2 protein-coding genes and 1 pseudogene are annotated in these 1691 nt (G+C 67.7%); 1 reads left to right on the top strand and 2 read right to left on the bottom strand.

Going from position 1 to position 1691, the window contains the following annotated elements; genetic code table 11:
* Both AX685_RS12320 and AX685_RS22620 read right to left on the bottom strand, forming a co-directional pair.
* Positions 1-1348, bottom strand: a 1348-nt coding sequence (locus AX685_RS12320; protein ID WP_066489113.1) for a putative O-glycosylation ligase, exosortase A system-associated, incomplete at its 3' end; no start/stop codon positions are given.
* The gene (locus tag AX685_RS22620; RefSeq protein WP_176484765.1) at positions 1341-1490 is read right to left on the bottom strand and encodes a hypothetical protein; all 150 of its coding nucleotides are present in this window, start codon (positions 1488-1490) and stop codon (positions 1341-1343) included. The genes AX685_RS12320 and AX685_RS22620, both read right to left, overlap by 8 nt.
* A 67-nt stretch (positions 1491-1557) precedes the next feature.
* Here AX685_RS22620 and AX685_RS21665 point away from each other — a divergent pair.
* Positions 1558-1691, top strand: a pseudogene (locus tag AX685_RS21665) (glycosyltransferase WbuB); the annotation flags it as partial.

Raw genomic sequence — 1691 nt, 5'->3', positions numbered from 1 at the left:
GCGCGGCGCGCGCGCGCCGGACCCGGCCGGTTGCCATCATCTCGCGCCGGCGGCGCGTCGCATAGGTATCCACGCCGATCTGCGCCCCCATCATCAGGTACAGGAAGGAATTGAACGCGATCCCGACGAACGCCCCGCCCAGCAGGTAGATGAGGTGCGCGTGCTGCAACGCCCCCGCCAGCCGCCCGGCCCAGGCCAGCTCGTCATCATCGGCACGGTGGCGGCGGCGCAGCACCTCCATCCGCCACAGCCCGGCGATCTGCAGCGCCAGCCACAGTGCAAGGCCGGGATAGCCCTGTTCGCCCAGCATCTCGAAATAGCTGGAGTGGTAGGCGCGGCTCTTGTCGACGGTCATGTCGCGCTTGACGGTGGTGGCCGCGCCGCTGCCCTCCACCGCGACGGTGTCGTAGCGGATACGGTTCTGGATATAGGCGTCGAAGCCGCCGCCGAACGGATGCGTCTTTGCGAAGTCCCACGTCCATTTCCACACCGCCAGCCGGGTGGAGGCGCTTTCGTCCGCCTGATAGGTCTTGATCGTGCCCATCCGCTGGCTGAACGACGACGGCAGCAGCGGCACCGTCACCGCGCCGGCCAGCGCCAGCGCCGCCAGATAGACCATCCGCCGCTTGACCGTGCGCAGCGACAGCACCGCCAGCAGCACGATGCACAGCAGTCCCGTGCGCGCCGACGTGCCCACCGGCATCAGCAGGCACGCGAAGCACAGCGCATAGGCGAAGGTGCGCACGCGCCAGTCGGGCGGGAAGATCGTGCCGTCGCGCGCCAGCCACAGGATGATCGGCACCAGCGCCACCGCCACCGCCGAGATGATGCTGCTTTCGTACAGGCCGGTGTTGTTCGAAACCATCAGGTTCAGCTCGCCATAGCCGCCCCCGCCGGTAGCCAGCGTCTTGATCCCGCCGACGATGACGATCGTCGCGGTCGACAGCGTGATGAACAGCAAAAGCGCCTCGATCCGCACCCGCGTGCGCAGCGTCAGCGGCAGGAAGGCGGCAAACGCCAGGTTCTTCCACACCCATTCCCATTTGTCCGCCGCCTGCATCGGGAAATCGGCGGTTTGCGTCGTGCACCAGCAATAGGAGAGCAGCATCAGGATCATCGCCTGGCGCATGCTGAAGCGCGCATCGCGCTTGTCATCGGCCAGCGCCCAGCCGCCGACCGCCAGCAACACCGCGATCAGCGAGATCGGCACGCTGTTGAGCAGGTAATAGGTCAGCCGTTGCGGCGAGACGATGTCGATATAGACATACGATCCGATGAACAGGAACGGCCGCCGCATCCCCGCGCCCCACAGCGCCAGCAGGAAGCCGATGAAGAATAGGTCACGCACGTCCGCGGCGCCCGCGACGGGCCGGAGTGTCGCCGTCCGGCGCCGCCGACGCTTCATGATCGAGCGCCGGGGTACGCAGCAGCCGCCACGTCGCCAGCAGCATCAGGCCATGGCACAGCAGGAGCGAGAAGGTGTCGATCATCGGCGGCGGGCTTAGGGCGGGGCGAGTTGACGTGGCGTTAAGTGGCGTGCGTGCATCAGCGACGGCGATGCGCATCCTCCACGTCCTCGACCACGGTCTGCCGTTGCAGAGCGGCTATACGTTCCGCACCCGCGCGATCCTGACCGCGCAGATGGCCGCCGGGCACGTCGTCGCGGCGGTGACGGGGCCGCGCTACAACCC

Source organism: Sphingomonas sp. CCH9-F2, from assembly GCF_001556735.1.
GTDB classification, from domain to species: Bacteria; Pseudomonadota; Alphaproteobacteria; order Sphingomonadales; family Sphingomonadaceae; genus Sphingomonas; species Sphingomonas ginsenosidimutans.
The sequence above is the reverse complement of the archived record's forward strand: the minus strand, read 5'-3'. Positions and strand labels throughout refer to the sequence as shown.

Coding starts and splice junctions, on each gene's coding strand:
- AX685_RS22620 (WP_176484765.1), bottom strand. CDS start 1,490: ATGATCGACACCTTCTCGCTCCTGCTGTGCCATGGCCTGATGCTGCTG.